The sequence below is a fragment of the Paenibacillus shunpengii genome, assembly GCF_042684905.1.
Taxonomy (GTDB): domain Bacteria; phylum Bacillota; class Bacilli; order Paenibacillales; family Paenibacillaceae; genus Paenibacillus; species Paenibacillus shunpengii.
The window spans coordinates 1-20,977 of the sequence record NZ_JBHUMJ010000006.1; the positions used below are offsets into that span (position 1 = coordinate 1).

Sequence of the window (20,977 nt, forward strand, 5' to 3'; positions counted from 1 at the left end):
AGGCTGGGGGTGGAAGTGCAGCAATGCATGGAGCTGACCAGTACTAATCGGTCGAGGGCTTATCCTAAGAGTTTTCGAAGAAAACTTGCTTCGAAAGCAAAAGCACAAAAAATCGTGAATTGTTTCGTATCTAGTTTTCAGGGAGTAAATTCCTTGTAAAGATTTTACGCTGCATGTCCTTTTTAAGGATTGATATTTTGCTGGTGATGATTCGCCGAAGATATCACAGCGCAAAAATCATGTTTGGTGGCGATAGCGGAGGGGTTCCACACGTACCCATCCCGAACACGACCGTTAAGCCCTCCAGCGCCGATGGTACTTGGACCGCAGGGTCCTGGGAGAGTAGGACGTCGCCAAGCAAAGAACCACTGTCGATTACGACGGTGGTTTTTTTATTTTTTTAGCGATAAATTACTTGAAAAAGATGCATTCTATATCATAGATGGTGTAAGTTCATTGAAATACAATTCTTCGAAGTAAGAGTGTCAGTACTGGATTAAATTAGGTTTTGTCCGCATGTCAGATACACTTGTTTTTCTAGTGCAATACACTCTTTCATAGCAGGTTACTTTTCCTTGACAGTCCAAATGGGCCTTTGCTAAGATGGCAATAATATATTTTCAGAAAACGGTCGAAAGTTCTCAAATGGGGCTGATTTTCGGATCTTTAAGGCTATATAAATAAAGGAGGAACATCCTGGTGTGGGAAGATAAGTTCGGTAAAGAAGGTTTAACGTTTGATGATGTATTGTTGGTGCCTCGTAAATCTGAGGTTTTGCCTAAACAAGTTGATGTATCGGTTCGTTTGAGCGAGAATATCAAGCTTAATATTCCACTCATTAGTGCTGCAATGGACACTGTTACAGAAGCTCCTTTGGCTATTGCCATCGCAAGAGAAGGCGGTATTGGTATTATTCATAAGAATATGACAGCAGAGCAGCAAGCAGAGGAAGTGGATCGTGTTAAGCGTTCCGAGAGTGGCGTCATTACAAATCCTTTTTCATTGACTAGAGATCATTTGGTATCCGATGCCGAAGGAGTTATGGCTAAATATCGTATCTCTGGTGTTCCTATCGTGGATGATCAGCAGAAGCTTGTTGGTATCCTTACTAACCGCGATTTGCGTTTCATCCATGATTACAACATCAAAATCTCCGAAGTAATGACAAGCGAGAACTTGGTTACTGCACCGGTGGGTACAACTTTGGATCAGGCTGAAGAGATCCTGCAAAAGCATAAAATTGAGAAACTTCCTTTGGTTGATGAAACGAATACACTCAAAGGGCTTATTACGATCAAAGATATTGAAAAAGCAATCCAGTTCCCTCACGCAGCCAAAGATGCACAAGGACGTCTTGTGGTGGGTGCAGCGGTTGGTATCTCTCAAGATCTGTACGAGCGTACAGAAGCTCTGGTTAAGGCCGGAGTAGACTTGATCTCCATCGATTCAGCTCATGGACACAGCAAAAACATTATCGATGCAGTTCGCAAACTACGTGGTCTATACCCAGAACTGACGATCATTGCTGGTAACGTGGCGACAGGCGAAGCGACTCGTGAGCTTATCGAAGCCGGCGCATCTGTAGTTAAGGTCGGTATTGGTCCAGGTTCGATTTGTACGACTCGTGTCGTAGCAGGTATCGGCGTACCTCAAGTTACTGCAATTTACGATTGTGCTTCTGTTGCAAGAGAATATAACGTTCCTATCATTGCAGATGGAGGTATTAAATACTCCGGAGAAATTACGAAGGCACTTGCTGCTGGAGCCCATGCTGTTATGCTGGGAAGCTTGTTTGCAGGTACGGAAGAAAGCCCTGGTGAGTTTGAAATTTACCAAGGCCGTCGTTTCAAAGGATATCGGGGTATGGGCTCGATCAGCGCTATGAAGAAAGGTAGTGCAGACCGTTACTTCCAAGATAATGATCAGAGCAAGAAGCTTGTACCGGAAGGAATTGAGGGACGCGTAGCTTACAAAGGTCCACTAAGCGACACGGTTCATCAGCTTATGGGTGGTCTTCGTGCAGGTATGGGTTATTGCGGAACAGAAAATCTGGATCAGCTTCGTAACGACACGCAGTTCATTCGGATCACGAATGCAGGCTTGCGCGAGAGCCATCCGCATGACGTACAAATTACGAAGGAAGCGCCTAACTACGCTTTGTAGAATATAATTTTCTATACGGATGATTTCTTCATCATATAGAATCTTATGAATATAGACAGGCAGGTTGAAATTAACCTGACCTGTCTTTTTTTGCACAATATCGTGTGTTAAAATGAAACAGTGCTTGTTCTGCTATATGAATCGCTGTTGAAACTCTTATTTTAAACTCATTTCAACAGTGTGATAAATCTGCCTACCATTCAATGCATCTCCTGTGGCTTGGGATGACTGCGTTATAGAATATAGATTCTTAATCTCGGCACGATTGCATTCATGCATACGAAGTAACTAGATTGTTTCATTGGGTTTTGCACAACATTGATTGAGAAATTAGAGGAGGATTTATTCCATTGAAGAAATACAACCAATTATTAGAGCATTCCACTAAGGGAAAGAAGGCGAAAATGAAGAAGAGGATTGCTACGGTTATGGTCATAAACATGCTCTCCATGGCGGTGCTTCCAGCAGCTGTGTTTGGAGCTTCCGTTCCGGTAGCCACAGCAACGACAACAAATACAGATACGACAGCTGAAACGACTGCGGCAACAACAGCAGCAACAGCTAAGGTTCCGTCTCCAGACTCGGTTAATCTTAACGTGAAGGCAGCAGTATTGTTGGAGCCAACTACAGGAGAGGTGCTTCTATCTGTCAATGCGGACGAGGCTTTGGCACCTGCGAGTATGACCAAGATGATGACGGAGTACATTGTAGCTGAGAAGGTCAAACAAGGGGAGCTTTCGTGGGATACAGAAGTTACGGTCAAGAAAAACGCAGCCAGCAGTGAGGGCTCACGGATCTTCCTGGCAGAAGGGGACACGCATACAGTAGAAGAGCTGTACATAGCGATGGCTGTAGGATCAGCTAATGACGCAACCGTGGCGCTTGCAGAGCATGTCGCTGGCTCTGAACAAGAGTTTGTTAAGCTCATGAATGAAGAAGCCAAGCGGATGGGATTAACGAAAACCCATTTCATCAACTCGACGGGCCTTGACCGTGCAGATATGCCTGAGGAATTCCGTCCAGCTGAAGATCAGGAAATTACGATGTCAGCAATGGATGCAGCAATATTGGCTAAATACATCATTACTGACCATCCCGATTTTGCGAAATATACAGCGATTCCATCTCTAAAATTCCGCGAAAAGGATCAAGAGCCGATGGTGAACTGGAACTGGATGCTTGAATCGAACAAAGACATTACGAACTTCAAGCAGTTTGCTTACGAGGGTCTGGATGGATTAAAGACAGGACATACGGCAAGAGCAGGCAACAATTTTACGGGTACGGCTGAACGAGATGGGATGCGCCTGATAAGTGTCGTTATGGGTGCTGATTCACAATCTAGCCGGTTTACTGAAACGAAGAAGGTGCTTGATTACGGCTTCGATAATTTTGAGGTGAAGCAGGTCGTAGCTGCCAAGAGCGTCGTTCCAGGTGCAGAAACAGCTCCAGTGCTAAAAGGTAAGGAGAAAGAAGCACCAGTCGTAACAGAACAGGCAGTGAATTTCCTCGTACCTAAAGGGACAGAGAATCCGACACCAACTTTTGAGACAAGCTTTGAAGGAGAAGGACTAACTGCACCTGTAGAGGCTGGAGCCAAAGCAGGCACGATCACGTACACTTACAAAATTGAAGGAATGGCAAGTGAACAGGTACAAACAGTAAATCTGGTAACCTCAGGGCCTGTAGAAAAAGCCGGCTGGTTCAGTCTAATGTTCCGTGCAATTGGTGACTTCTTCGGTGATATGTTCGACAGTATCAAAAATTTGTTCTAAGTGATGGTACCTCAAGCCAAATCACTTAAGTCAAATAAAATCGTGCACAGCGGAGATAATGACAATTAGACAGGCAATGAGAGCAAGATGCACTACGTTCATTTTCACGGCCAGGTGATCATCGGTTATAACATCAATTCCAGTAAAATTGTTGTATAATAAGGTTGTTTAAGGTAAAATATCAAGTTAGAATTCTATTTTATGGTCGATAAATATAATATGTTTTTCGAAGTATACACACCTTATTTATAGGGACCTATGTGGAAGAACTGTTGCATATTATGGGGGCCTAAAAAAGGATATGGAAACAAAGAACATCTCGTGTTAAAAGAGGCATGGCATAAATGCAAGAAGGCGGCGTTATCATGGGCGTCATAAACGCAGAGCAGGTAAAGTTCATCAGGTGCAACTGCGGTTATGGCTCTTGAGCGGTAGTTCAGACATTCGTGCAGTCGGTGCGCCTATGAAAGGGATTGAAATATCTAGCAGAACGTATATCCGATCGCGAATGGTAAGAGAGAAGGGAAACCGAGATGAAGATTGGTGTATTGGCGCTACAAGGTGCAGTAGCTGAGCATATTCGAAGCGTAGAGCTTGCTGGTGGTGTAGGCGTCTCTGTTAAGAAGGTGGAGCAATTAAACGAAATAGATGGTTTGATTATTCCTGGTGGAGAGAGTACAACCATCGGTAAGCTGATGAGGAAGTATAACTTCATTGATGCAATTCGGCATTTTTCCGCTGCTGGTAAGCCTATATTCGGCACTTGTGCTGGTATGATTGTGCTTGCTGAGCGGATTGCCGGCGGTGAAGAACCACATCTCGGACTGATGAACATGACGGTTTCAAGAAATGCTTTTGGCCGTCAGCGTGAGAGCTTTGAGACTGACTTGCAGATGGTTGGCATCGAAGAGACGGTACGTGCAGTGTTTATTCGTGCTCCGCTCATTCAATCTATTGGAGATGAGGTTACGGTTCTATCTACGTATCAAGATGAAATCGTGACAGCCCGTCAAGGGCATTTGCTCGCATGCTCCTTCCATCCGGAGCTCACGGATGATTACCGATTACATCAGTATTTTGTGCAGATGGTAGAGGGCAGCCTGCAACGTTTGAGATAAGTGTACTTTGAACGATCTTGCCCGGGTAAGGCACGGACACTTCTCCCACAGGCTTGTATAAGCTATGCGGGAGAAGCTTTTGCTATTTTTCAGACAAGGTTGTTTTCGTAGGAGGGATTATTCGTGTTAGATGTTAAAATATTACGAAATGACTTCGGTCGAGTAGAGCAAGCACTTCAAAACCGAGGTAAATCAGTGGAGCTTATTGCAGAATTCCCTAAGCTGGATCTGCGTCGCCGCGAATTGCTGCAAGAGGTAGAACACCTAAAGAATCGACGGAATACGGTATCCGGTGAAGTGGCTAAGCGTAAGAAGAACAAAGAAGATGCAGAAGAGCTGATTCTGGAGATGCGCGAAGTATCTGATCGTATTAAGCAAATGGATGAAGAGATTCGTACGCTTGAATCCGATATCAATGATATGACGATGGCAATTCCAAACCTGCCTCATGAGAGTGTTCCAATAGGTGCTTCTGAGGATGACAATGTTGAGGTTCGCCGCTGGTCTGAAGCAAGAGAGTTCAGCTTCGCACCGAAAGCGCACTGGGATGTGGCTGGGGAGCTGGGAATACTTGATTTTGAAGCTGCTGCTAAAGTAACAGGCTCTAGATTTACTTTCTACAAAGGTCTAGGTGCACGTCTTGAGCGGGCATTGATTAACTTCATGATGGACCTTCATAGTAATCATCATGGTTATGAAGAGATTCTGCCTCCGATGATTGTTAATCAGGATAGTCTGTATGGTACAGGGCAGCTGCCCAAATTCGAAGAGGACCTGTTCAAGATCAAGGATACCGAGTATTACTTGATTCCAACTGCAGAAGTACCGGTAACGAACTATCACCGCGAGGAAATTATTCCTGCAGAAGAACTGCCTCAGAAATTTGTTGCTTACAGCTCCTGCTTCCGTTCTGAAGCCGGATCGGCAGGGCGTGACACAAGAGGTCTGATCAGACAGCACCAATTCAACAAAGTAGAGATGCTGAAATTCTCGCTGCCTGAGAACTCTTATGAAGAACTCGAAGAGATGACCCGCAACGCAGAACGTGTTCTACAGCTTCTGGAGCTCCCTTATCGCGTTATGGCGCTCTGTACGGCAGATATGGGCTTTACGTCAGCGAAGACGTATGACCTTGAAGTATGGCTGCCTGAGAGCGGGATGTACCGCGAGATCTCCTCTTGCTCTAACTGTGAGGATTTCCAAGCTAGACGGGCAAATATTCGTTTCCGCAGAGAAGCAAAGGCTAAGCCTGAATTTTTGCATACACTGAACGGATCTGGACTAGCGGTAGGCAGAACGGTAGCAGCTATTCTGGAGAATTATCAGCAGGAAGATGGAAGTGTCATCATTCCAAAAGTACTCGTTCCATATATGGGTGGAGTAGAGAAAATTACATCTAAGAAGTAAAGATGATGTCTTCTATATTACTGATTAGGATATAAATAATAAATAACAACTTGCAATTGTGTACTAGCTGTGATAAAATAATTTTTGTTACGCGTTATATAAATGTAACGCTAAATAAAGCATTATTTTATCCTGGAGAGGTACCGAAGCGGTCATAACGGGGCGGTCTTGAAAACCGTTAGGGTGCAAGCCCACATGGGTTCGAATCCCATCCTCTCCGCCATACATAACATAATCAAGCCATTCTCTATTATAGAGATGGCTTTTTTGTTTTTATATCGGTTCATGACACGGGCAATGCATAAAAAGCAGCTGTATTTCGCACTTTATAAGGTGTGGAGGTGCTAATATAAATGAGCCAAAGTTTTGATATTGATCAAAATCAGCTTGTTCATGCCTGGCAAGAAAGACTGCCTGTCATCCTGAATCAGGGAGATCAAGCTCAGGTGCATGCCGATGAGGCGGATCAGCAAGCAATTCGTATTCATATTGATGCGGCAGGACGTCAATTGTACTCATTTGATTTTCGCTGTGCGTATGTGGACAACCGTGAAGTGAAGGTAGATCTCATTGATGTAGAAAAAGACGGGCTTCATATTGATGAACGCACCGATGCAATACAGCAGATGACGCAGGATTACACTCGTCATATCCATGAATGTGCCCAAGCGGTACAGCAGCTAACCAATCCTTAGGAGGAATTCACGAATGGGTAAGCCAAGAGCAGTTCCTGTCCCTGAAGCACAGACTTCACAAGGGGGCAAAGAGAAGCGTGATCATGCTTCGGGTCCCGCGCCGTTGTCTGGCTCCAAAAAGGTGAAGAACCGCAATCATGTGGACCATAACAATCCGGAAGGATAGTTATGGATAGCTTGTAGCTAGTAAGTGAGTAATAATAAATGCATTTTTGTGAAAAGGCCATGCTTTTAAAGCAGAGCCTTTTTTATTTTGCATAATGATGAAAATCCGCATGGTGCCAAGAGAAATCGTCGTAACCCTTAATTTGAAAACGCTTATAAAACGGTGTCGAAAAAAGACGAAATTAACTAAATTAGATTTTTATAAATCTATAGAACCAAAATTGACCAAAAGTGTTTATACTTATGAGCTAATGGTTTATTATGTTATGGTGTGATTATGGAAATGGTGGCTTTGGAAAGGGGAAAAACAACAAATGAGAAAAGGATTCACGAAAGGCTTGTTTGCATTAATGCTGTCTATGGTGTTAATTCTGGCAGGCTGCGGAACCAAGCAAGAACCGAAAGAGGCGGTACAAAGTGCGGCGACACAAGCGGCAGAAATGGCCTCTTACGAAATGACAAGCAAAGTGAAAATTGACAACTTAAGCTTTAGCTCTGCAGAAAATTCCGATGATATGGCAATGATTATGTCCATGTTGAAGGATGCAGAGCTTACGGTTGATGGGGTGTTCCAGAACGATCCGATGCAAGCAGAGTTTACACTAGGCATTGCAATCAAGGGCGACATGGAGATGACCTATAACATCCCAATGGTTGTGACTACGGAGAAGGTATACGTTAAGGTACCGAACATCCCTATGCTTCCAATGCCAGAAACACTAATTGGTAAATACATTGAGCTGGATATGAAGAAGCTTGCTGAGGAAGAAGGCGTTGAGTGGAATCCAGAAGCGATGGATGTTGCTAAATCCCAGGCGCTGACGAATGAGATTAGCGAGGCAGTCCTTGCAGAATACGACCAGGAAACGTATTTCAAGAACCTGGAGGCGGATGCAGTTACACTTCCTGAGGATGTAGACGCCAAACAAATCGTACAATTTGCGATTACTAATGATAATGTGAAGGAAGCCATTACCGTCTTGGTAAACAACGCGCTGCCTAAAGTACTCGATATCATCAGCAAGGATGAATACAAAGAGATGCTCCAGCTGACAGATGAGGATATTGCAGAAGCGAAGGAAGCTCTTACAGCTACAGATCAAAGCCAAATGGCAGCAGATCTGGAAGAGCTGAAGAATTATCTGACGATCAACACATTTAACATCAATACAGCGATTAATAAAGATAATATCCCTGCGTACCAAGAAGCAATTGTGGATATCGTGATCAACGATCCCGACACAAAAGAGGTTATTAACCTTGCGCTGACAGGCACAAATCATTATTCCAAAATTAACGAAACGCCTGAATTCGTCATTGGTATTCCTGCGGGAGATGATGTAGTAACCATGGAAGAGTTCGAAGAGATATTGAACGAGTCTTACTACAGCTATTAATCCCGAATTGTTATAATGAAATTGCTATTATAAATGATGATCCGATTGAGATTCATCGGTTTTATACACAAGGAAACCCGTCAGCTCGACGGGTTTTTTATTATGGATTTTAGCGCTGCTCAGATGGTCATGCAGTTCATTGGGGCATTAGTCAAGTCCATCGTTGGGATTTAACAAAGAATAGATCTGGTGATCCTGCCAGCGGCCAGCAATCAGCAGATATCCCCGGGCAATGCCCTCTGCTACAAAGCCGTTCTTCTCCAGGACTCGGCGGGACGCCTTATTGTGAAGAAGAATGGATGCCTGTATCCGGTGAAGCTCAAGTGAACGGAAGGCAAATAAGAGGATCAGCTTAACCGCTGCGCTCATATAGCCTTTACCCATATAATCTACATGCATAAAATAACCTAAATCTGCATACTGAGCCACTCCGCGTGCGATATTGGTGAGACTGACCTGTCCAATCAGCTTATCGGTATCTCCCTCAAAAACTCCAAAATAATAGCTTTGGTCCTGATCGATTTCCTGCTGCCGGGATCGGATTCGATCTCTAAGGGATTCCAGGGTGTAAAATTCATCTCCCCTAATGGGTTCAAAGGGGGCGTGATGCTCTCTGCTGGCCATATACATAGCCTGTAAAGCTTCCGTATCTTCTGTCACGTAAGGTCTGATATAGATGCCGTGTTGTGTATCTCGAAGGATCGTGTCCACTCGTTATTCCTCCTCCGAACGTGGCTTGCGGCGAAGCTTTCTAAAGAAGGACGTAAGCAGCGCAGCGCATTCCTCCTGTAACACTCCACTTGTAATCTCGGTCTGATGATTAAATCGAGATTCCTGAAGCAAATTCATGAGCGTACCAGCGCAGCCGGCCTTCGGATCCGTTGTTCCATACACAACATGAGGGATTCTAGATTGTACGATGGCACCCGCACACATAGGGCATGGTTCGAGCGTGACATAGAGTTTACAGTCGAGCAATCTCCATGCTTTCAAATGCTCGCTTGCTTGTTTAATGGCAATGATCTCAGCATGTGCTGTCGCATCGTATTGAAGCTCTCTAAGATTGTATCCCCGGCCAATGATCTCATTGTCTTTAACTACAATCGCTCCAATAGGCACTTCACCTAATGCCTCTGCCTTTATTGCCTCACTTATGGCTTCTCTCATCCAATACTCATCTGTGAATAAAAAATCCTCGTCTTTACCGATTTGGGACTGAAATTCGTTCATTTATGCGGTTCCTGCCTTTCCTTATTCCAATTATCCAACGAACAAATATTCGATTGTTAACATGTTGTGCATAACTCTGTGGATAACCTTGTAGTTGCTAACAAGTTTGTACACATATTATCCAAAGGCCTGTGGATTTGTGCACAAATATGTGTATTATTTTTCATATCGCGTTTCGAGCCTATTTAATTAATTGTAGATTTAACCTCAGGATATATCAAATCAATAAAGAGAAAATTCCTATAAATTACTGCATAGTTACGAATCAGATTCCTTTTCAAATAGACCACTTAAAGGTATGATGGTTTTATAAATACATAAAGTCCTAAGAAGTAGTAAATAAAGTCACATTTCGCCAGGATATGAGCCAAGAGGTGAGCTGAAGTCTTGTCCATTAAAATAAAATTATCTTTAGTAATGTCATTCTCGGTACTCATTATACTCGGGCTCAACATTGCATTAAGCTATTACACAACCCAGGAGAATTTACAGCAGGATAGTGAGAAGCGGGCCGTTTCGGCTGCCAAGCAAATTGCACTTGCGGTGGAGCAGAATCAGAATAGCACGGAGTCCATTAAGAAGCAGATATCCAAAAACATATGGCTGGCTTCCATTATAGCAGCCAATCAATTAGATCCCGATATCAAGAACGTCACGATAGAGCAGCTAGAACAGTTAAGTGAAGAAACCGGAGTTACCGATATTTCTCTCATGATTCAAACAGAGGACGATATCATTGTGAGTAAATCCTCTGACCCGAATGAGATTGGCCTATCTACCAAGAAAATGACCTATTGGTACGAGGCTTTTAAACAGCTGTTTGCCTTCAATCAAGTAACAATACCTCAGGGAATTACCTATGACCACTACTGGTCCGATGGATTCGAATATGCTACTTCTGACCCGGATAACATCAATATTTGGGGATATTATCACGACGGAGAACGCAATTATATCATTAACCCTTTTCTAAATGCGTCTGAGGTGGAAGACTATGTTGTGTTCTCAAGTCCGGATGGAATGATTGAGAAGGTAAAGGATGTGAATCCATCCATTCTATCCATTGCAGGGATTAATCCGTCCACATTTGGACAGCCCTCTATGGCACCTGATGGGACAGATGAGCTCAACTATAAATTTGGGACTCGGCCAATTATGTTCGGCTCGTATGAGTATGGGCAGATCAAGGAAGATGGCACAGCGATTCATAAAGCGATGGAAACCGGTAATAATGTGTCTTATGTAGCGAACGTGGATAATAAGAAAGTATTAAAGAATATGATTCCGATACCGAACCCAGAAGGCGGCTCTTACATCATAAGTATTATTACTGATTATCAGGAGATCCAGGGTGTTATAACAGAGCAGCTGGTTAGTCATATTGCCGTTTCACTCGTGTTATTGGAGATTGTCATATTTGGCAGCTATTTATTGGCCTCTGCATATACAAAACCTATTCAAATTGTACTCTCTAAGGTAAATGAGGTGGCAGACGGACACTTCAATATTGGATTGCAGCTGAAGCGTCATGATGAGCTCGGTCAGCTGTCTAACGGGATTAATGCGATGATTCGCAATCTCGGTCATTACACGAATCGTCTTAAGCAGATGTATGAGGAAAATCGAGCAGTGAAGGAGCATCTTGAATCGGTTATTAACCAGACGGCAGATGCCATTCATATTACAGATGAGAACAGCAATGTAATTCAGGTAAACCGGGCTTTTGAACAATTATATGGCTGGACTAGTCAGGAGATTGTCGGCAAACCGCTGACCAATGTACCTGATGAATTAATCGTCGAAGAAAAGGAACGGATACAGAAGCTTCATGAGGGCCGAACCGTTCCTTATATCGAATCCTATCGTTTAGCCAAGGATGGCAGTAGAATTGAAGTCAGTGTGAGCACAGCACCAATCAGGGACAACGAAGGCAGAATTACCGGATTTATTAGTATTTCCAGAGATATTACGGGACGCAAGCAGATGGAGGAAATGCTCCGCAGGTCAGAGAAGCTGACGACCGTTGGACAGCTGGCAGCAGGTGTAGCCCATGAAATTCGTAATCCCCTGACAACACTTCGTGGCTTCATTCAGCTGCAGCAGCAGACCAAGAAGCTGAATCCGAGGCATATTGACCTTATGCTGTCAGAGCTGGATCGGATTAATTTGATTGTCGGTGAGTTCCTCATATTGGCTAAGCCTCAGGCGGTTAATTTCCAGCAGAAGGACATCCGGTTTATTATGGGAGATGTCATTTCTCTGCTCGACAGCCAGGCTCATATGCACGGCATTGAATTCGATATTGAGGCAGAAGGACCATCGATTGTGCATTGCGGAGAGAATCAATTAAAGCAGGTGTTCATCAATATATTAAAAAATGGAATGGAAGCTATGCCGAATGGAGGAACCATTCGTATTGCGATCTCCAAGACTCCGGATGAGCAGATTAGAATTCAAATAACGGACCAAGGCATCGGGATTCCGGAGGAAATTATGCATAAGCTTGGGGAGCCGTTCTTTACGAATAAGGAAACAGGAACCGGACTCGGACTTATGGTCTGTCAGCGACTAATTCAGGCTCATAAAGGCACGATGGAAATTGAAAGTGAGAAGGGCAAAGGAACAACGGTAACGATTCTTTTACCCGAGGTCGAAGATGGTGATACCGACCTTTCTGATGTTGTCATGTAAGTATCCAGATTTTTAATGTTAGGTGAGTGAATCAATGCGAATTAATAAATTTATTAGTGAGACGGGCTATTGTTCCCGAAGAGAGGCAGACAAGCTGGTAGACAGCGGTAAAGTAACAATTAACGGAGTTGTGGCTGTGCTGGGCAGTCAGGCAGAGGAAGGGGACGAAGTGCTGGTTGATGGGAAGCCGCTGCGTGCCAAAGGCAACACCGTATATATTGCATTAAACAAGCCTGTCGGCATTACTAGTACAACAGAGCAGCACATTGAAGGGAATATCGTCGATTTTGTAGGTCATAAAGAACGCATTTTTCCTATTGGACGGTTGGACAAGGATTCAGAGGGTCTGATCTTAATGACGAATGATGGAGACATCGTGAATAAAATTCTGCGCGCTGAAGGAAAGCATGAGAAGGAATATATCGTGACTGTGAACAGGCCGGTGACAGAGTCTTTCCTGAGAGGAATGTCCAGCGGTGTGAAGATTCTAGGTGAGAGAACACTGCCTTGTACGGTGACTCGCATCTCCGAGAAGACCTTTCGCATCATTCTGACGGAAGGAAAGAATCGGCAAATCCGGCGGATGTGCAGTGCGTTTGGATATGAAGTGCGTAAACTGAAGAGAATTCGAATCATGAACATTCATCTCGGGTCGCAGGCGACAGGTACCTGGAGAGAATTAAGCGAGCAGGAGAAATCGGAGTTAGGGAAGCTATTGAATTACAAGTTGTTCTAAACAAGTATGAGCAATGACCATATAAGAAAGCCTCCATCAAGAGTGGAGGCTTTCTCATTTATTTGACCTATTCGCTGTTCGGTTGATTAATTACTCCACACTCATCGTGTTAGAGCTGCCTGTGTATTTTCGAATAATTGAAATTTCGACACGTCGATTCTGGGCTCGCCCTTCTGGTGTATCATTAGAAGCGACAGGGTGATATTCACCATAACCGCTAGGTGTAAATTTCGAAGGATCCAAATTCGTGTTCAGCAGCATAATTTTCAAGAAATTTAATGCCCGGTCGCTGCTCAGATCCCAGTTGTCATTGTATTGTGCATTGTTGATAGGCATATTATCCGTGTGACCGGTAACAATGACATCATAGTCAGGAAATTGCTGAAGCATGCGGGATATATTCTTAGCTAGAACTCTTGCCTCGGGCTTCACTATCGCTTGCCCTGAAGCAAAGACAGCATTGTCCGCGATGGTGATCATAAGCTGTGATTGATTGAGCTTGGTATCCAGCTGATCAGTGAGACCATTCTTGCTTATATATTGATCGAGCTGCTTCTTCAGCTTCTCCAGCTCTTCCTGCTCTTGCTTCGCGAGCTGAGCCTCTTGAGAAGTCTCCGGATTTTTGGGCGGAGTCGATTCATTGCCTAAGTCCATGCTGGGATCGGTGGGGAAGGCAGACTTGTTATCCAGAACGCCTGTACCGCCATTAAGTGCACTGCTTAGAGCACTCGCCATTTGTTCAAACTTCTGAGCGTCAATGGAGCTCATGGAGAACAACGTGATAAACAAGGCAAGAAGCAATGTCATGAGGTCAGAGTAGGGCAGCAGCCAGCTCTCATCTACATGCTCTTCATGCTCTTCATGTCTTTTCTTAGTCTTTTTCACCTGTACTTCCCTCCTTGCTTGCAAGCTCTGCACGTTCGCTCGGGGTCAGGAATACGGACAACTTCTGATTGATCGCAATGGTGGATACACCGGATTGGATGGACAACAGACCTTCGACCATCATTAATTTAAGCTCGGCTTCTTTTTTGGAAATACGCTTGAGCTTATTCGCAATAGGGTGCCAGAGCACATATCCTGTAAATATACCTAACAGGGTCGCAATAAAGGCAGCTGCGATGGCGTGAGCCAGCTTGTCCATATCACTCAGATCGCCAAGGGCGGCGATAAGACCGACAACCGCGCCAAGAACACCAAGCGTAGGAGCATACATACCCATTTGAGAAAAGATCAATGCACCTGTCTTGTGTCGTTCCTCCGTTGCGTGAATGTCCTCCATCAAGACGTCACTGACAAATTCCTGATCATTGCCGTCTATAATCATACGCATCCCGCTGCGCAGGAAGTTATCGTCGATTTCATCTACTTTTGCCTCGAGTGCGAGGAGTCCTTCGCGGCGTGTAATGGATGCCCACTCGGAGAACATGCTGATCAGTGATACCTTATCAATCATCTTCTGCTTCATGAAGACAATCTTAAACAGCTTGGGTATTTTTTTGACCTCTGACATGGGGAATGCCATAAAAATAGTAGCCGCCGTACCACCAAAAATAATCAGGTAAGCTGCAGGGTTGTTCACCAAATTAATAAGTGGTGCACCCTTAAAGATCATACCTACAACTAGGGACACTAACCCTAGTATCAGTCCAATAATTGTTGAAATTTCCATCATACACCTCATCCATGAGATTTAATCTGAATCCTTTCAAGATATCCCTTTGATTTATAATATTTATCGACACGTTATTCATTTTTGTGAAGGGTTAATTTTCCGGTATAATAGAAACACGATACTAAAAATGGAGTGAACACACATATGGGCGTAAAACATGGACGTGAGTATAGCGACATATTAGAAGATTTGATAAAGGCTATTGCAAAAATTCCGGATCGATATACGTTCTTCGAGATGGAAGAAGAGGACTGGGAGCGGCTTGGAGCCGCAGACCGACGCGAGGTGGATGAAGCGCTTGCAGAAGATTTGTTCTACGCGCTGGGAAGCGAATCCATGATCACGGTTGGAAGTGGAGTCGTGATTCACGATAAGGAAAATCATCGTCTGAATATATTGATAGGCGAGGATGAACTGGACTTCGTAACCCTGATTTAGGGCTAATGGGGCGCTGGAATTAGGATCGCTTACATGATAAGATGGAACACGATAAGCCGTTTACCAGATAGCAAACGGTTCCTTATTGTAAGATATCAGTAAATATAGAGATAGAATTGCACCTAAGCTTGCTGATATGCTTAGCATTCTTTTACTGCATTTATTGCAGTGCCTGTATTTACGTGAGGCACCGGGTCTGCTGAATGTAAGTACGTCTTATCAAGGAGGTTAGATTGAAGCGATGGTCTTTACACAAGAGGAAGTAGAAGCTCATCTAGATAAACTTGAGGGCTGGGAATACGAAGAGGGGCGCTGGATTGTCCGTAAGTTCACGTTTACCAGCTTCATGAAGGGGATTGCCTTTGTTGATGAAGTCGGATTAATATCCGAAGCATTCAATCATCACCCTTTTATCACCATCGATCATAAAGTGGTCACACTGCGGCTCACTTCATGGGATGATGGAGGAATAACAGCGATCGATATTAAAGAAGCACAACAATATAATGAAGCTTACGATAGAATGATGCAAAATTAAGCTGCAATGGAATTAACAAAACACGCCTGTAGGAGTGCGTTCTGATGACAGATACAAACTCTTGCAGGCGTGTTTTATTTAAGTTATATGATTCTACTTCTTCTCGGCCAGCCACAAAGCAAGGTTCGCAATCTCTTCTTCTGTGAGCTGACCTTCAAACGCCGGCATCCCGCCGCTTGTGCCTTCACTAATAATCTGGTACAGCTTATTGGCATCATGTTCTGCACCAATGGTTTGCAGTGACGGTCCCATACCGCCTTCCAGTTGGTTACCGTGACAAGTAATACAGCTTGCCTTCGCCTTCTCCTCAGCAGCCGCAGCGTCTAGCGTTACCTCGGGCATTGCCGGAGGCTGTTCCTCTTCAGCCACATGTTCTCTTCCTGGAACCGTAAACATTAACACGAGGGCAAAAGCGCAAGCGAAGAAAAATAACCCACTCATGATCCATTTCTTCATTCGTTGTGTCCTCCTACTATGTACAATCCTTCATTTATTATAAAGGATCATGAACCTGCTTCATAGTATTTTATGGTAAATATTTAAACAAAAGTTAGGAGAGACAATCATGTCTATTTGAGCTTTACTCCGGTATACACCATACAGAAGAACAACTTGGGGCCCTCTGGAGTAAGACGCTCATAGGTATCATGAATGGTAAATCCCGCATTTTCATAAGTGCGGATCGCTCTTTTATTCCAGGTGAGAACTTCAAGATCAATCTCATTCTGCGGCTGCCGGGAAGCAGCCTCCTGTACAATGGTGCTTACAAAGGGAGCCCCTAACCCCTGCCCACACAGGTCAGGTCTCAAGCCTAGACCAAGCCGGGTCACACCGGCTAGAGGAAATAATTGTGCGAAGCCATATAGCTCACCAGTATCATTTACAATGGATAAATACTGTGTATCTCGGAGCTTAGGGTCGCCGAATTCAATCTCAAGTGCCTTCATCTGCTCCCAGGGCAGCCAGCCGTATATGTTATAAGGAGGTTCGTACTGCCAAGTGCAGATCTCAGCTGCATGCTCTTCACTCATAGGAAGGGCATGAAAGGTCGTTCCTTTCTGCGTCATGTCATCGTCTCCTTTGCCATCCCTCATCCAATAGTCATCCCTAATATAATATAAAAAGCCCGAAGATGGATTACTATTTAGTAATCTAATCTTCGAGCTATAAGGTTCGTTCCAGCACAATGTTGCTTAATCTAATGCAGCAGTTTCGTATTCTTCTGTACTCATGATACGTTTTGCACCAATGTAACGTTTTTCATAGTAGCTCTCGTCCAGCTTGCTGATAATAACTCCTTTGGAGGAGGAAGCATGTGCAAATTTACCGTCACCTACGAAGATGCCGACATGGGATACACCATTTCCGCTTGTGTTAAAAAATACAAGGTCGCCAGGTCTCATCTCAGAACGGGATACAGACTTGCCCATTTTGTATTGAGAACCAGATTGATGAGGCAGATCGATGCCGAGTTTATCAAATACATACATGGTAAAACCAGAGCAATCAAATCCGTTTAAAGTCGTACCGCCATATTTATATTCGGTTCCCTTAGCGTTATCAATGACCTTGTCCATTTTGGAATCGGCGAATGCACTTCCTGTTCCGATGGAGAATGCAATAGCAAGACTCAGTGCTGCAGCAGTTAGTGACTTTTTCAAGAAAAAATAATCCCCTTCCAATGCCTGCGAGGTTAGCTTAAGGATTCGGTAGAAGGTTCCCCTATGATCACTTACGTTGCGAGATCAATTCACCCATAAAAGTGGTTCCCCCGCTTCCCAGATGCCAGGAATTTGGCTGTTCTAATGATGTGCACCTGTGAAAGTCGCTCACTCTTGTAAGACTATGTACTTAGTTAGTTAGTAAAAGTTACAACAATTATTACAAAGTTGTTACTAGAAGTTCTGGGCCTATTGTAACAGAGATTGTGTAAATTTGGCAATCGTTTTTTAGATAAAATATTACAAAAAACAAGCCTCACTCTAGGAAAAGAGCGAGACTTGTGAACTTTTTTGACGTTAAGCAGTCGGACTTAATTTCTGCTATGAAAGCGTTGTATTCGCGCTGGAGTGCGGTTTGGACAAGAGAGGTAGGATATTAATTGAGACAATAAATTCAGGCATCTTCGCTATTGGATCGCCAAATACTGAATTGAGAACTAATCTTCCATACATTGATGAGTGATCGAACGAGATGATAAGACTGCTGAAGAATCAGGGCTAAAAGTCCTGTCCATATGAGAGATACGGCCGTGAAAGCACTGAACAGCAGAATGGCAAGTGTGCTAAGTGTCAGGGCAACTCCAGTGACAGGAAGTGCATGACGGAGGCAGATCCATACAGCACCAAGGCCGCTTCGATTGCCTGTCAGTCCAAACTGGACATATAGGAGCAGCTGCTTGATGATGTAGGCATAAACGATCCATAAGATGACGTAAGGAGCCGCCTGCAGAAGAAGATTCTGATTGTAGACTGCATTCATGAGAATGGGGAGCACCTTTGGAAGGATCCAGTAGGCAGGCAGCAGCAGCAATATGATCTCAATGAGATAGAGTAACGATGTCTTTTTCCAGTGCTTAAGTGTCCCTCGAAAAAAGGAGAAGCCTTTGGTGCTTGACTCTTCATGAAGGCTGTGGAACAAACCCGCCCGAATCAGTGGAGTAATGAGCATCCTTAAAATGAACATGAGGACAAGCAGCCATACATATTCATGGACTGTGGAGCTGGTGCTCAAGCTGATCTGCCCCTCTAACCAGAACAAGATCTGGCTGAGCTCATGAGGAGGGGGATCTGGATAGCGCATAAGCAAGGGGATGACCGCAGAGGACACGACTTTGTACAGAAGAACACCCCATAGCAGTTGGTACAGAAACAAGAAGATGACGATTAGAAAATGACGCTTCACTAACTTAAAACCTTCGGAGAGATAAGATTTCATCCACTATACACCTCACCATGACAGACTTCCGAGCAAGAGCTCCAACACTTTGGTAATACTGATATTAAACCGGGTCTCCAATACTTCATCTCCTTCAGCTTTTAAGTAGTTGTTCATATGCTTGTTCTCAAGTGTGATGGAGTACTCAGGATCAACCATTGCCCAATCCAGCGGAGATTTGTAAGTCAGGTTGTAGATGATTTCTCCACCTTTACCGTCCCATACCTTGCGAATCATATGCCCGTCTGCAAAAGTAAATACGATAGGAATCTCTGAGTAATCGCCTGCATTCTTCGCCACTCTGATCGAGGAAATATAGCTTGGCTCCTCGGATGTCCCCTGTTCCTTGATGGCGATGGAATCTACGGAGAAATCAGCCATTTGGCTGCCATAAATATATTGGTCAAAATAGGTGTCCCACGATCTGCGGGTAACCTGCTCTACAACCTTTTGGAATTGAGCAGTCGTCGGATGCTTGAACCGATACTTGGCTGCATAGGTAGCCATAATCTGATCCATCTTCTTGGTACCCACCTGCTGTTCTATACCCAGGAGGACGAGTTTGCCTCTTGTGTATACATTCTCTGCATAGTGATTATGAGAGTCATACTTCCAGGCTTCCTGTGTAAGTGGAGCAGGCGAGCTCATCGATGCAGATTGCAGCGGCAGATTGGGAGTTAGACCATATTCCTGTTCCATTAGGCGATCTTCTGCATAGGAGGTGAATGCTTCATCCAGCCAAGCTTCTTCAAATTCATTGCTCGCGATCATGCCATAGAAATATTGATGGCCAATCTCGTGAATGACGGTTCTCTCGAGCTCATAACCAGGAGAGGTGTCATCCGCGCCAAAGGCAGTAATCAGTGTCGGATATTCCATTCCTCCCGCGCCATTCGCTTCTATAGGAGGAACAACGATGGACAGGGTAGAGTAAGGGTACCTTCCGTACCAGTCGCTGTAATTAGAAAGTGCAGATTTGGCTGCGTAAAAATAGCGATCCTTCAGATCCGCATGAGCCGGATCAAGATACAGCTTAATGCGTACTCCCGGAACATTTGGTGAGGAGAATGGCTCCTCAGCTACGATAAAGTTCGGTGAAGCCGCCCAGGCAAAATCATGAACATCATCAGCATAGAACTGGTAAATCCTCTGGCCATCCTGCTTCGTGTATGGCTTGGTCGGGAATCCGGTTGCAGCGACGATATAATCCTCAGGGACTTTTATCCGTACACTATAAATGCCGAAGTCGGAATAGAATTCTGAGTTCCCATGATATTGGTGAAGGTTCCATCCCTCGGTTGTCCGATTACGTCTGCCAGCAGGCTCGTAGACACTTATTTTAGGAAACCACTGACCTGCCATGACAAATTCATCGGCTGTACCCATCCGGGCAAAAATTTTAGGCAGCTCGACTTCAAAGGCTATGTTCAATGTAATGCTTTCGCCCCCTTTGACAGGCTTGGGCAGACGAACCTTCACAAGACTGCGGTCGTTCATATTGCCATCGTCCGGCTGGACATACTGAATGCGATGCAATAGCGACAATCCTTCTGTCGTTTTGATCTCGGTAAGCTTCATGGAGCCATAGCCGTCCTTCGGCATAACATCACCTCGAAGCTTTCCGCCGGACTCCTTCATAAAGGTTGTCTGATCAGAGGAGAAAGCATTGGGATATAGATGAAAATATAATTCATTTACGGTTTTGGTTCCCGGATGTGTCCAAGTCATGATGGAGGTGCCTTTTAAGGTGTTCTCTTCGGTCAGCTGCACGTCAATGTGATATTCGACAATGCGGTCGCTCAGCACTTCAGCTCGAGGAGTTTGAACGCTTTCCTGTACCGGTGCAGGTGCTGGATTAGCCCCAGGCTTGGCCGTATTTGGTGCGAGAGCAGGTAGAGCATCCGGGGAGCCGCTTAGACTGAGCAGCAGTGTGCCGCCAAGGACACAGACAGCAATAATAGAAGATAGAATAACTTTCGCGCGAACTGGGGTCATACATTATATACCTCCCG

General features: G+C 44.4%; 20 protein-coding genes, 1 tRNA gene, 1 rRNA gene and 1 riboswitch. Of the genes, 13 read left to right on the plus strand and 9 right to left on the minus strand.

Going from position 1 to position 20,977, the window contains the following annotated elements; translation table 11 throughout:
- Positions 1 to 242 precede the first annotated feature (242 nt).
- The 9 genes from rrf (at position 243) to ACFSVM_RS19135 (ending at position 8,720) form a co-directional block, all read left to right on the plus strand.
- Positions 243 to 359: ribosomal RNA gene (rrf, locus tag ACFSVM_RS19095) — 5S ribosomal RNA — on the plus strand.
- A gap of 340 nt (positions 360 to 699) precedes the next feature.
- Positions 700 to 2,163 carry an IMP dehydrogenase gene (guaB, locus tag ACFSVM_RS19100; RefSeq protein ID WP_076315752.1) on the plus strand — a complete coding sequence of 488 codons (1,464 nt, stop codon included), beginning with the start codon at positions 700 to 702 and terminating at the stop codon, positions 2,161 to 2,163.
- A gap of 350 nt (positions 2,164 to 2,513) precedes the next feature.
- Positions 2,514 to 3,938 (plus strand): D-alanyl-D-alanine carboxypeptidase family protein, encoded by a 1,425-nt coding sequence (locus tag ACFSVM_RS19105; RefSeq protein ID WP_379263938.1) that lies wholly within the window; start codon positions 2,514 to 2,516, stop codon positions 3,936 to 3,938.
- Between the two features lie 533 nt (positions 3,939 to 4,471).
- Entirely contained in the window at positions 4,472 to 5,056 is a 585-nt protein-coding gene (gene pdxT / locus ACFSVM_RS19110) for a pyridoxal 5'-phosphate synthase glutaminase subunit PdxT (RefSeq protein ID WP_076315751.1), read from the plus strand.
- 123 nt (positions 5,057 to 5,179) lie between these two features.
- On the plus strand, positions 5,180 to 6,463 hold the full coding sequence (gene serS, locus ACFSVM_RS19115; RefSeq protein WP_076315750.1) for a serine--tRNA ligase: 1,284 nt from the start codon (positions 5,180 to 5,182) through the stop codon (positions 6,461 to 6,463).
- A gap of 134 nt (positions 6,464 to 6,597) precedes the next feature.
- A tRNA-Ser gene (locus ACFSVM_RS19120) sits at positions 6,598 to 6,686 on the plus strand.
- A 130-nt stretch (positions 6,687 to 6,816) separates the two neighbouring features.
- Positions 6,817 to 7,158, plus strand: a complete 342-nt coding sequence (locus ACFSVM_RS19125; RefSeq protein ID WP_076315749.1) for a hypothetical protein — start codon at positions 6,817 to 6,819, stop codon at positions 7,156 to 7,158.
- Between the two features lie 13 nt (positions 7,159 to 7,171).
- A complete protein-coding gene (locus ACFSVM_RS19130) occupies positions 7,172 to 7,324 on the plus strand; it encodes a small acid-soluble spore protein P (protein ID WP_047914358.1) in 153 nt (50 codons plus the stop codon).
- A gap of 313 nt (positions 7,325 to 7,637) precedes the next feature.
- Complete coding sequence (locus ACFSVM_RS19135; protein WP_379263941.1) at positions 7,638 to 8,720, plus strand: hypothetical protein; 1,083 nt, start codon at positions 7,638 to 7,640, stop codon at positions 8,718 to 8,720.
- A gap of 147 nt (positions 8,721 to 8,867) precedes the next feature.
- On the opposite strand, the gene ACFSVM_RS19140 is transcribed toward ACFSVM_RS19135, so the two are convergent.
- Positions 8,868 to 9,431 carry a GNAT family N-acetyltransferase gene (locus tag ACFSVM_RS19140; protein WP_379263943.1) on the minus strand — a complete coding sequence of 188 codons (564 nt, stop codon included), beginning with the start codon at positions 9,429 to 9,431 and terminating at the stop codon, positions 8,868 to 8,870.
- 3 nt (positions 9,432 to 9,434) lie between these two features.
- Positions 9,435 to 9,950: a tRNA adenosine(34) deaminase TadA gene (tadA, locus tag ACFSVM_RS19145; protein WP_076315747.1), complete on the minus strand. Its 516-nt coding sequence runs from the start codon at positions 9,948 to 9,950 to the stop codon at positions 9,435 to 9,437.
- Positions 9,951 to 10,337: 387 nt separating this feature from the next.
- Between tadA and ACFSVM_RS19150 the strand changes: the two genes are divergently transcribed.
- On the plus strand, positions 10,338 to 12,641 hold the full coding sequence (locus tag ACFSVM_RS19150) for a PAS domain S-box protein (RefSeq protein WP_076315746.1): 2,304 nt from the start codon (positions 10,338 to 10,340) through the stop codon (positions 12,639 to 12,641).
- 34 nt (positions 12,642 to 12,675) lie between these two features.
- The gene (locus ACFSVM_RS19155; RefSeq protein WP_076315745.1) at positions 12,676 to 13,377 is read left to right on the plus strand and encodes a pseudouridine synthase; all 702 of its coding nucleotides are present in this window, start codon (positions 12,676 to 12,678) and stop codon (positions 13,375 to 13,377) included.
- Between the two features lie 90 nt (positions 13,378 to 13,467).
- Here ACFSVM_RS19155 and motB read toward each other — a convergent pair whose 3' ends face one another.
- Both motB and motA read right to left on the minus strand, forming a co-directional pair.
- Positions 13,468 to 14,262: a flagellar motor protein MotB gene (gene motB / locus ACFSVM_RS19160; protein WP_076315744.1), complete on the minus strand. Its 795-nt coding sequence runs from the start codon at positions 14,260 to 14,262 to the stop codon at positions 13,468 to 13,470.
- Positions 14,249 to 15,049, minus strand: coding sequence for a flagellar motor stator protein MotA (motA, locus tag ACFSVM_RS19165; protein ID WP_047914352.1), 801 nt, complete (start codon positions 15,047 to 15,049; stop codon positions 14,249 to 14,251). Before motA ends, motB begins: the two co-directional genes overlap by 14 nt.
- 147 nt (positions 15,050 to 15,196) lie before the next feature.
- On the opposite strand from motA, the gene ACFSVM_RS19170 reads away from it, so the two are divergent.
- Positions 15,197 to 15,490 (plus strand): hypothetical protein, encoded by a 294-nt coding sequence (locus tag ACFSVM_RS19170; RefSeq protein ID WP_076315743.1) that lies wholly within the window; start codon positions 15,197 to 15,199, stop codon positions 15,488 to 15,490.
- Positions 15,491 to 15,731: 241 nt separating this feature from the next.
- Positions 15,732 to 16,028, plus strand: a complete 297-nt coding sequence (locus ACFSVM_RS19175) for a 4a-hydroxytetrahydrobiopterin dehydratase (protein WP_047914350.1) — start codon at positions 15,732 to 15,734, stop codon at positions 16,026 to 16,028.
- 93 nt (positions 16,029 to 16,121) lie between these two features.
- Here the strand turns inward: ACFSVM_RS19175 and ACFSVM_RS19180 are convergent, their stop codons facing one another.
- The 5 genes from ACFSVM_RS19180 to ACFSVM_RS19200 form a co-directional block, all read right to left on the minus strand.
- Positions 16,122 to 16,484: a c-type cytochrome gene (locus tag ACFSVM_RS19180; protein WP_047914349.1), complete on the minus strand. Its 363-nt coding sequence runs from the start codon at positions 16,482 to 16,484 to the stop codon at positions 16,122 to 16,124.
- A 113-nt stretch (positions 16,485 to 16,597) separates the two neighbouring features.
- Positions 16,598 to 17,095 carry a GNAT family N-acetyltransferase gene (locus ACFSVM_RS19185; protein WP_379263948.1) on the minus strand — a complete coding sequence of 166 codons (498 nt, stop codon included), beginning with the start codon at positions 17,093 to 17,095 and terminating at the stop codon, positions 16,598 to 16,600.
- Positions 17,096 to 17,221: 126 nt separating this feature from the next.
- On the minus strand, positions 17,222 to 17,689 hold the full coding sequence (locus ACFSVM_RS19190; protein WP_076315742.1) for a C40 family peptidase: 468 nt from the start codon (positions 17,687 to 17,689) through the stop codon (positions 17,222 to 17,224).
- A 6-nt stretch (positions 17,690 to 17,695) separates the two neighbouring features.
- Positions 17,696 to 17,837, minus strand: a riboswitch (cyclic di-AMP (ydaO/yuaA leader).
- 306 nt (positions 17,838 to 18,143) lie between these two features.
- Positions 18,144 to 18,965 (minus strand): hypothetical protein, encoded by an 822-nt coding sequence (locus ACFSVM_RS19195; RefSeq protein ID WP_076315741.1) that lies wholly within the window; start codon positions 18,963 to 18,965, stop codon positions 18,144 to 18,146.
- Positions 18,966 to 18,977: 12 nt separating this feature from the next.
- A complete protein-coding gene (locus tag ACFSVM_RS19200; RefSeq protein ID WP_076315740.1) occupies positions 18,978 to 20,960 on the minus strand; it encodes a M1 family metallopeptidase in 1,983 nt (660 codons plus the stop codon).
- Positions 20,961 to 20,977 lie beyond the last annotated feature (17 nt).

Excerpts from the sequence above, each read along its gene's own strand:
- pdxT (WP_076315751.1), top strand. The coding sequence starts at position 4,472 with ATGAAGATTGGTGTATTGGCGCTACAAGGTGCAGTAGCTGAGCATATT.
- ACFSVM_RS19125 (WP_076315749.1), top strand. The coding sequence starts at position 6,817 with ATGAGCCAAAGTTTTGATATTGATCAAAATCAGCTTGTTCATGCCTGG.
- ACFSVM_RS19130 (WP_047914358.1), top strand. The coding sequence starts at position 7,172 with ATGGGTAAGCCAAGAGCAGTTCCTGTCCCTGAAGCACAGACTTCACAA.
- ACFSVM_RS19135 (WP_379263941.1), top strand. The coding sequence starts at position 7,638 with ATGAGAAAAGGATTCACGAAAGGCTTGTTTGCATTAATGCTGTCTATG.
- tadA (WP_076315747.1), bottom strand. The coding sequence starts at position 9,950 with ATGAACGAATTTCAGTCCCAAATCGGTAAAGACGAGGATTTTTTATTC.
- ACFSVM_RS19155 (WP_076315745.1), top strand. The coding sequence starts at position 12,676 with ATGCGAATTAATAAATTTATTAGTGAGACGGGCTATTGTTCCCGAAGA.
- motA (WP_047914352.1), bottom strand. The coding sequence starts at position 15,049 with ATGGAAATTTCAACAATTATTGGACTGATACTAGGGTTAGTGTCCCTA.
- ACFSVM_RS19170 (WP_076315743.1), top strand. The coding sequence starts at position 15,197 with ATGGGCGTAAAACATGGACGTGAGTATAGCGACATATTAGAAGATTTG.
- ACFSVM_RS19175 (WP_047914350.1), top strand. The coding sequence starts at position 15,732 with ATGGTCTTTACACAAGAGGAAGTAGAAGCTCATCTAGATAAACTTGAG.
- ACFSVM_RS19180 (WP_047914349.1), bottom strand. The coding sequence starts at position 16,484 with ATGAAGAAATGGATCATGAGTGGGTTATTTTTCTTCGCTTGCGCTTTT.
- ACFSVM_RS19185 (WP_379263948.1), bottom strand. The coding sequence starts at position 17,095 with ATGACGCAGAAAGGAACGACCTTTCATGCCCTTCCTATGAGTGAAGAG.
- ACFSVM_RS19195 (WP_076315741.1), bottom strand. The coding sequence starts at position 18,965 with ATGAAATCTTATCTCTCCGAAGGTTTTAAGTTAGTGAAGCGTCATTTT.
- ACFSVM_RS19200 (WP_076315740.1), bottom strand. The coding sequence starts at position 20,960 with ATGACCCCAGTTCGCGCGAAAGTTATTCTATCTTCTATTATTGCTGTC.